We start from the raw sequence: 7,913 nt of genomic DNA, 5'->3' as shown, positions 1-7,913 counted from the left end.
TGATTGGGGTGCCGCCACCCGCATCCCGCGGTGCACCGGCAAGTGGGACACAGGGACCGTCCCTTTGGCCCACTTTCGGGATGTGAGGGCATTTCCGGCGAGGCGTTTTGCGCTTCGCCGTGCAAGAAGAGGAAAGTCAGACGAGAAGAGGGGTCTTCATGAGCGAAGAGAAGAAGGAGACGAACGCGGCGCCGGCGGCTGCCGATGCCGCTTTCGCGCAGCCTTCGGCCAAGCGGGCGAAGGAACCCATGAGCGTGTCGCGTCGTTCGCTGCTCATCGGCGTGGGCAGTACCGCGGCGCTTTTGGGTTTGGGCGCGCTGCGCTATGCCGGGCACGTGCCGCTGAACCGCCCGCCGGGAGGTCAGGACGAAGCGCACCTGGTCAGCGCCTGCATTCGCTGTGAAAAGTGCTACGAGGCGTGCCCGCGCCACGTCATCAAGCCGGCCAAAATCGAGGACGGTCTTCTGGGTATGCGCAGCCCGCAGCTGGACTTCAGCACCGATTACTGCGACTTCTGCGCCGAGGAAAACGGCGGCGTGCCGCTGTGCGTGCGCAACTGCCCCACCGAGGCGCTTTCGCTGCCGGCGGACGCCGATGCGCACAACACCATCATCGGCCTGGCCGAGATCGACCGGAAGACGTGCCTGGCGTTCCGCGACACGGGCTGCCATTTCTGCTACGACGCCTGCCGCGATGCCGGATACGACGCCATCCAGCTGGATAGCGAAGGCTACAGCGGCCGTCCGTACGTGATCGGCGACAAGTGCGTCGGCTGCGGCGCATGCGAGAGCGTGTGCGTGTCGCTGCAGCAGGGCTCCATCGTTGCCGGCGCCACCGAGCGCGCCATCGTCGTCCGACCCGCGTCTTCGCTGTAAGGAGGCTGTCATGAAATTGAGCAAGATTCGCACCATTGTGGCGGCCGTTGTGTTCTGCTTCCTGGCAATTTGCCTGGTCGCGGGCATCAACATGGGCACGCTGTCCGGCTTCGGCTGGGACGCGTTCAGCGCACTGTGCCCGCTTGGCGCCTTCACCACCATGTTGGCCACGAAAACCATGGTGCCGCGCGCCGTGTTCAGCATCATCATCATGGCGTTGCTGGTGTTCGTGTTCGGCCGCGCGTTTTGCGGCTGGATCTGCCCGGTGCCCGTGCTTGACAAGGTGCGCGCGTTTTTCCGCTCGCCGAAGAAGCGCAAGCAGCTTGAACAGGCGAAACACGACGAAATGCTCGACATCGCCAAGTTCGAGCTGGGTTGCGGTGGCAAGGGCGGCGACTGCGGTAGCTGCAGCGCCTGCAAGCAGCAGCGCCAGAAGCTGGACTCGCGCCATTACGTGCTGGGCGGCGCGCTGCTATCCACGGCCATCTTCGGCTTCCCGGTGTTCTGCCTGGTGTGCCCCATTGGCCTGACGTTCGCCACCGTGCTGGTGTTCTGGCGCCTGTTCGCCAACGCCGACATGACGGTTGCCGTGGTGCTCATCCCGTTGATGCTGATCATCGAGCTGGTGTTTCTGCGCAAGTGGTGCACGCGGTTTTGCCCGATGGCAGGTTTGATGAACCTGATGAGCCGCTTCAGCCGCACGTTCAAGCCCACCATCGACGACTCGAAGTGCCTGGAAACCAGCAAGGGTACGCCGTGCAGCCGTTGCGCCATGGTGTGCGAAGCCGACATCAACCTGCGTCATCCCGAGTACGGCGAGCGCACGCTGGCCGACTGCACGCGCTGCCACTCTTGCGTGGACGCCTGTCCCGCAAGCGCCATCACCATGCCGGTGGTTGCCAAGCGCGGCGAGAAGGTCAAGCTGGCTGCAAACGAGAAATAACAACATTTCGAAAGGCAAGCGCCCTTCACGCATCCTCTTCGCAGAAGGGCGCGCTGCCATTTCGCCGCATGTTGGACTCCCCCTCCTCCAACACGCGGCCCAAAAGCCCCGGCCCCGCCGGGGCTTTTCGCGTGATGCCGTAAAATTGCTTTTCCTGTGCGAGTTGTTCGCGCGATTGGGTTGCGCCGAGTACAATGCGGGCGTACCACGAGTAAGCGTGCCTTTAAGCCACGCATTCGCGCTTCCGCGCCGCGTGCGCCAGTTTACCGGGGTTCCAAAACACAATCGAATGCGTTGAGGCGGGTCGCCAAGATTCGGTTGGCGTACCTGGTGGTGCGGAGTTCTGCGATGGCCGAGCTCGCCGCAGGGCTGTGAGCTCCGCGGCGTTGTTGCTGGTTTTGCCCGGCTGCTTGCGATTGGGCGACGCTCGGGGATGCAACCGCTCGGGCGAGCGATTGGGAACGCATGCCGCGCGGGATGGCTAGTCCTCGCATCGCGTGCGTCCTCGACCGCCGCCGGGTTCTTCGCGCGCTTCGATTGCCTGGTAACGGTATGCGGGAAAGGATGCAAGATGCAAGGAAAACCGCTGGTCATGCTGCTGGTTGTGCTTTACGCCAGCGCATTTTTGGCCGGATTCAACGAGAACTTGGTGAACATGGCGCTCGTCTCGGTCATGGGCGAGTACGGCGTGGACTCGGTTGCCGCGCAATGGCTGGTCACAGGTTACATGATCGTGGCCACCATCATGGTCATGTGCATGGCGTTTTTCTACCGCCGCTTCAAGCTGCGTCCGTTGTACTTCTCGGCGGCGGCGTTCACGCTGGTCGGCTCGCTCATGGGTCTGCTTGCCCCGAACTTCGAGCTGCTTATGGCCGCGCGCCTGGTGCAGGCGGTCGGCTCGGGTATCTTCATCCCGCTCATGATGAACACGGTGCTGGCGGTCACGCCGAAGGAAAAAATGGGCACGTTCATGTCCATCGGTGGCTGCATGATCACGTTCGGCCCGGCGTTGGCGCCGGTGGTGTGCGGCGCGCAGGTCACCACGTTCGGGTGGCACAGCATCTTCGCTGTGCCCGTGATTGCCATGGCGGTGCTTGCCGTGCTTGCGATCTTCTCGGTGAAGAACCTGGGATTTTCGCCCGCTCACCTGGACATTCCGTCTGTGGTGCTTTCCGCGGTGTTCCTGAGCTTGCTGAGTTTTGGCCTTGTGGAGCTCACTATCGACACGCCGCTGGCGGTTGGCGCGCTGGTGGTTGCCGTGGCATCCGCGGCGCTGTTCGTGTGGCGCCAGCTGCGCTGCGAGCACCCGCTTATCGACTTGTCGCCCATGAAAAGCCGCGCGTTCTGGCCGTCCGTGGTGCTGACCACCGTCGCCATGATGGGCAGCTTCAGCTGCAGCGTGCTGCTGCCGCTGTACCTTGAAAGCGGCACGGGCCTGACCGCGTTCATGGCGGGCATGGTTATGCTGATTCCCGTGCTGGCGAACGCGGGCACCACGCTTCTGGGCGGCCGTATCATGGATGCGCGCGGCGAGTGGCCGCTGCTGCCGGCGGGTTTTGCGGCCATCGCTATAGGGTTTGCCCTGATGGCAAGCCTTGCGCCCACGCTTTCGCTGCCGGCGGTGTTCGTGGCGGCGCTGCTGGTCATGGGTGGCACGGGCTTTGTGTTTTCGCCGTCGCAAACGGCGGGCCTGCGCACGCTTCCGCCCGAGATGAACCCGTTCGGCGTGGCGATTTCTACCACGTTCGTGCAGATCGCAGCTTGCATCGGGCCCTCGCTGTACACGGGCATCCTGTCGACGGGCCAGGCCAGCGCGCTTGCGGCGGGCGCCAGCGCCGGGCTTGCAACTGCGCAAGGTTTCGCCGAGGCTATGGTGGTCGCCACCTGCGTAGCCGCGTTCGGTTGCGCCCTGGCGTTGGCCTACTCGCGGGCAGCGGTGAAGCGAGCAGCGTTGAAGGAACGGTGAACGCGTGGGGAACGTGCGGGTTCGCGGCCCGTTTTCCCTGCTGACCGTGTAGAATGAACCAATCAACACGAAACTGGATGCGCAGGCGATTTCCGCTTGCGCATCGTTTTGCATAAGCAACGAAGAGAAACGAGCATCACCTATGGCAATCACCGGCAAGCAGGTCCGCCAGCTGCGCAGCATGGCGAACAACTTGAAGCCTTGCGTCATGATCGGCAAGGAAGGCGTGACCGAAAGCGTTTTGAAGCAGATCGACGAGGATCTTGAGGCGCACGAGCTTATCAAGGTCAGCGTGCTGTGCGAAACGGGCAAGGAAGCAGCGCAGGCAGGTTACGAAATCGCCGACGAAACGGGCGCTGAGCTGGTGCAAGTCATCGGCAAGCGCGTAGTCCTCTACCGCGAAACCACCCGCGACGACATCGAGAAGATCGAGTTGGTGAAGTAGCAAACTGCGCAAGCGAATTGCAGTTTAACGTCAACACGCGAAGGCCCCGAGCGATGCGCTCGGGGCCTTCGTTTTACTTCAGGCACCTGCAGAGCCATTGGTTGCCGGTGTTGGCGGCGTGGGGGCAGCCTATGCAGGTGAGGGCGTTGCAAGTTTCGGCGCTGGCGGGGGCGCCGCAGAATGTTTCTAGGTCAAGTGCGGGGTTTGCGGCTTCGGGCTGCGTGTCGATGGTGGCGCCGGCGGCGTTGGCCGCTTCCTCTTCCGCTTCTGCGTCCGCCAACTGCATGGCGCGTACGACCATGCTGGCGAACTGGCGCATGCCGAGGTTCGTGGGGTGTGTGCCCTCGAGCGATTCGTAGTCGTGCCCGAATGCGCGCACATCGGCGACGCGGCAGCCTTCTGCTGCTGCGGCTTCGCGGATGGCGCGGTTGTATTCGTCCAGGTGAACGCCGCGAAGGCGATACGCGAACTCGGGGTGATCGACCCCGCGTGTACGGCCGGGCAGCAGCGTGACGCAGTACACCAGCGCATCGGGCGCCACGACTCGAATGTTGCGCAGCATGGTGCGGTATGCGTTGCCGAACTGCTCGGCGGCATCGGCGGGCGCAGCGCCGGCAACCTGCTCGGGCACGCTTGCCAGGTCGATGCATTTCGGCATAGCGTGGCTGTGACCTGCGGCTTGAGCAGCCGCGCCGCCCCAGCCGTAGTCGTTGATGCCGATGAACGTGATCACCACGTCGGGCGTCTGCCCGTCTTCGCCCAACAGCGCCGCCGCGCGTTCTGGGCTTTTTGCGGCGGGGAAGCCCGCGCCGTCCACCATGCTGCCCGACCACGCATCATCGGCCAAAATCTCGCCGCCAAGCGCGCGGGCAACGTGCGACCACCACGTATCGCTGGGGCTGGTCACGCCCGAGGTTTCAAGCCGCTCGTCGTTGTAGAACAGCGTGTAGCCGTCGGGAGTGCACCCTTCGAACGTGCTGATGGAGTCGCCCATGATGGAGAACTTCAAACCGGGCATTCCCGACCGCCTTCCGTGTTTGTTACTGCGCACCCGGGTGCGCGCGGCCCCCGGGCTGATTTCCGGCCAACCATGGTATCAAACCCTGGTGGCGTCTTCGTGAACAGCATATTACAGTAAAAACCTATAGGAATACCGGTATAACACGGCAAGCGCAACAATTTTGGCATCACGCGGGTAATGCGCAGCCAGCTAATCACCCGATGTAACCTATGAGCCGCAGCATCCATTTCCCCAGGTGAAAAAGGTGAAGAACTCGTGAATCTCACCCAAAAGCATCGCTTTGCATCCTTGACGTTGTACCTAAAACGTTGTACAATAGATAGAACCACGCACTCACACATGGCGCGTCGGCATCGCCCGGCGTGCCGCTGGTAAAAGGAGGCTGCAATGGGCGAGGCAATGGTCACGGGCCGCATGGCCCCTGGCAAAAAACGTCGCGGCGGGCAAATCCTGCACAGGGAGGGCCTGACCGCTTCCCAGGCAATCAACCGCATGTACGACTGCCTCATCGAAAAAGGTGACGCATCGTTTCTCACGGGCAACATCGTTGCGGAAGATGAAGAAGCCTGGTTTCGCGCGGCCGATTTCGTGGATGCGCTTTCCGAAAAGAAGGACGTCGCGCCTCTGACCTCGCCTTTTGCCCCAATCCCCGCTGCCGCGCCCGCCGGTGCGCAGCCGCAGGCGCAGGACGCCAATCCTGAAGCCTCACCCGAAGACGCCGCGCGCGCCGCTCGCAGCAAGCTTGCTGCCAAGGCGCAAAGCGGCAGCATCCCAACACCTGTCGGCGCGCCGTCCGAGCGCGCTGTACATTCCGCCGAAGAACAGGGGGCGAACTAAATGGCAGAAGCACGCATGCTGCTCGACACCGAAGTGGTGCTCGACTTCCTGTTCGAACGCGAGCCTCACTATCGCCCCACGCGCCTTATCATGATTGCCGGCCGCGTCGGCGAATTCGACCTGTGGATGACGTCCACCCAGATGGTGGACCTTGCGTACCGCCTGTCCGACGGCGGCAACCCCGCGCTGATGCCTCGCGCGCTTGAGCGCCTGCGCGGCCTGCGCACGTTCATTCGCGTGCAAGGCGTAGGCGACACCGAAATCGATCGCCTCCTCGCGTCGAATTGCGAAGACCCCGCAGCTCAGCTGCTGGTCAACGCCGCGGTGGACATCAAGGCGGACTTCCTGGTCACGCACAACGCGCAGGCGTGCAAAACGAACCTGCTCACCGTCACCGATTGCGAAGGCGTGTTCGACTGGCTGCGCGACAATCGCGAAATCGAATACGAGGATGTTGAAATATCCGAGTAGCTTTTCGCTGTCACCTTTCTGTCACTTGACACCTTCGAGTGCCAGACTACAATTCAAATTAGCACTCAAGCTGTGAGACTGCTAACGCGCCCCGCACCTCGCGGGGCGTTTCATTCGCCGGCTCGCTTGCACGCAAAAGTGGGACAAAGGGACAGTTCCTTTGTCCCACTTTCAACAAGCGAAGCGCGCGAAGCAATCCCACGGCGTCTAGCACGAACGGAAAGGAAGCGCCGCACATGCGCAAATTCAAGACAGAGAGCAAAAAGCTGCTCGACCTCATGATCAACTCCATCTACACCAACCGCGAAATCTTCCTGCGCGAGCTCATCTCCAACGCATCGGACGCGGTTGACAAGCTGTACTTCAAAAGCCTCACCGACACCAGCGTCCAGCTGACGAAAGACCAGCTCGGCATCGACGTCTCCTTCGACAAGGACGCCCGCACCATCACCGTGTCCGACAACGGCATCGGCATGACGCAGGAAGACCTCGACCGCAACCTCGGCACCATCGCGCACTCCGACTCCATGGCGTTCAAACAGGAAAACGCCGAGCAGCAGGGCGACGACGTCGACATCATCGGCCAGTTCGGCGTGGGCTTCTACAGCGCGTTCATGGTCGCGAAGTCCGTGCGCGTCGTGTCGAAGGCGTACGGCGAAGAGCAGGCCTGGGCCTGGGAATCCGACGGCGTTGAAGGCTACACCATCGAGGCGGCCGAGCGCGAAACGAACGGCACCGACGTCATCCTGACGCTCAAGGACAACACCGAGGAAGAGAACTACGACCAGTTCCTCAGCGAATACGGCCTGAAAGACCTGATCAAGCGCTACAGCAACTACGTGCGTTACCCCGTGCGCATGGAAGTGGAGAAGTCGCGCCAGAAGCCGAAGCCCGAAGACGCCGGCGACGATTACAAGCCCGAGTACGAGCAGTACACCGAGGTGGAAACCATCAACTCCATGGTGCCCATCTGGAAGCGCGGCAAGTCCGACGTGAAGCAGGAAGAGTACAACGAGTTCTACAAGCAGACGTTCCACGACTTCACCGACCCGGCCGCCACGTTCAGCATCCACGCCGAGGGCGCGCTGTCTTACGACGCGCTGCTGTTCATCCCCGGCCGCGCTCCGTACGACCTGTACAGCAAGGATTACAAGAAGGGCCTGGAACTGTACAGCTCCAACGTGCTGATCATGGAGAAGTGCGAGGACCTGCTGCCCGACCACTACAACTTCGTGCGCGGCGTTGTGGACAGCCAGGACCTTACGCTGAACATCTCGCGTGAAACGCTGCAGCAGAACAACCAGCTGCGCGCCATCGCCCGCAAGGTGGAGAAGAAGATTACGTCCGAGCTGAAG

8 protein-coding genes are annotated in these 7,913 nt (G+C 62.4%); 7 read left to right on the top strand and 1 reads right to left on the bottom strand.

Annotation, left to right across the window (positions count from 1 at the left end; translation table 11 throughout):
* The first annotated feature begins 158 nt into the window (after nucleotides 1-158).
* The 4 genes from ACWI6D_RS08925 to yhbY all read left to right on the top strand — a co-directional run bounded on the left by ACWI6D_RS08925 (nucleotide 159) and on the right by yhbY (nucleotide 4,229).
* Entirely contained in the window at nucleotides 159-875 is a 717-nt protein-coding gene (locus tag ACWI6D_RS08925; protein WP_449134426.1) for a 4Fe-4S dicluster domain-containing protein, read from the top strand.
* A 10-nt stretch (nucleotides 876-885) separates the two neighbouring features.
* A complete protein-coding gene (locus tag ACWI6D_RS08920; protein WP_302717162.1) occupies nucleotides 886-1,818 on the top strand; it encodes a 4Fe-4S binding protein in 933 nt (310 codons plus the stop codon).
* A gap of 571 nt (nucleotides 1,819-2,389) precedes the next feature.
* Nucleotides 2,390-3,784, top strand: coding sequence for an MFS transporter (locus ACWI6D_RS08915; protein ID WP_449134425.1), 1,395 nt, complete (start codon nucleotides 2,390-2,392; stop codon nucleotides 3,782-3,784).
* 142 nt (nucleotides 3,785-3,926) lie between these two features.
* Nucleotides 3,927-4,229, top strand: a complete 303-nt coding sequence (gene yhbY, locus ACWI6D_RS08910; RefSeq protein WP_129423623.1) for a ribosome assembly RNA-binding protein YhbY — start codon at nucleotides 3,927-3,929, stop codon at nucleotides 4,227-4,229.
* 73 nt (nucleotides 4,230-4,302) lie between these two features.
* Here yhbY and ACWI6D_RS08905 read toward each other — a convergent pair whose 3' ends face one another.
* The gene (locus tag ACWI6D_RS08905; RefSeq protein WP_449134424.1) at nucleotides 4,303-5,247 is read right to left on the bottom strand and encodes an SGNH/GDSL hydrolase family protein; all 945 of its coding nucleotides are present in this window, start codon (nucleotides 5,245-5,247) and stop codon (nucleotides 4,303-4,305) included.
* Between the two features lie 390 nt (nucleotides 5,248-5,637).
* Here ACWI6D_RS08905 and ACWI6D_RS08900 point away from each other — a divergent pair, with 390 nt between their 5' ends.
* The 3 genes from ACWI6D_RS08900 to htpG all read left to right on the top strand — a co-directional run.
* A complete protein-coding gene (locus ACWI6D_RS08900) occupies nucleotides 5,638-6,087 on the top strand; it encodes a hypothetical protein (RefSeq protein ID WP_449134423.1) in 450 nt (149 codons plus the stop codon).
* Nucleotides 6,088-6,558: a PIN domain-containing protein gene (locus ACWI6D_RS08895; protein ID WP_302937792.1), complete on the top strand. Its 471-nt coding sequence runs from the start codon at nucleotides 6,088-6,090 to the stop codon at nucleotides 6,556-6,558.
* A gap of 236 nt (nucleotides 6,559-6,794) precedes the next feature.
* On the top strand, nucleotides 6,795-7,913 hold a 1,119-nt coding region (gene htpG / locus ACWI6D_RS08890), incomplete at its 3' end, for a molecular chaperone HtpG (RefSeq protein ID WP_449134422.1).

This window comes from Senegalimassilia sp. (genome assembly GCF_977052095.1).
The sequence above is the reverse complement of the archived record's forward strand: the minus strand, read 5'-3'. Positions and strand labels throughout refer to the sequence as shown.

Excerpts from the sequence above, each read along its gene's own strand:
- ACWI6D_RS08915 (WP_449134425.1), top strand. The coding sequence starts at position 2,390 with ATGCAAGGAAAACCGCTGGTCATGCTGCTGGTTGTGCTTTACGCCAGC.
- yhbY (WP_129423623.1), top strand. The coding sequence starts at position 3,927 with ATGGCAATCACCGGCAAGCAGGTCCGCCAGCTGCGCAGCATGGCGAAC.
- ACWI6D_RS08895 (WP_302937792.1), top strand. The coding sequence starts at position 6,088 with ATGGCAGAAGCACGCATGCTGCTCGACACCGAAGTGGTGCTCGACTTC.
- ACWI6D_RS08900 (WP_449134423.1), top strand. The coding sequence starts at position 5,638 with ATGGGCGAGGCAATGGTCACGGGCCGCATGGCCCCTGGCAAAAAACGT.
- ACWI6D_RS08905 (WP_449134424.1), bottom strand. The coding sequence starts at position 5,247 with ATGCCCGGTTTGAAGTTCTCCATCATGGGCGACTCCATCAGCACGTTC.
- ACWI6D_RS08920 (WP_302717162.1), top strand. The coding sequence starts at position 886 with ATGAAATTGAGCAAGATTCGCACCATTGTGGCGGCCGTTGTGTTCTGC.
- ACWI6D_RS08925 (WP_449134426.1), top strand. The coding sequence starts at position 159 with ATGAGCGAAGAGAAGAAGGAGACGAACGCGGCGCCGGCGGCTGCCGAT.